Below are 203 nucleotides of genomic sequence, written 5' to 3' on the forward strand. Positions count from 1 at the left end.
CCCTTGGGAATAAACCGTCGCAAAACTCGATTACGGTTCTCATTACTACCGCGTTCATGCGGTGAATAGGCATGGGCAAAATAAACCTGAGTACCTGTTAGCTGTTCAATTGTCTGGTAGTTAGCGAACTCTTTACCATGATCCACAGTAAGCGTCTTGAGCTTGTCTTGAAGTTGACTAGCTAGTTCAAGTACGGCTTGAGT

General features: G+C 44.8%; 1 protein-coding gene. It reads right to left on the bottom strand.

What is annotated here, in order from left to right; all coding sequences use genetic code 11:
- Nucleotides 1-203 (bottom strand): IS30 family transposase (locus FD34_RS08370; protein WP_157046890.1); only part of this gene is annotated, 203 nt, incomplete at both ends.

This window comes from Limosilactobacillus pontis DSM 8475 (assembly GCF_001435345.1).
Taxonomy (GTDB): domain Bacteria; phylum Bacillota; class Bacilli; order Lactobacillales; family Lactobacillaceae; genus Limosilactobacillus; species Limosilactobacillus pontis.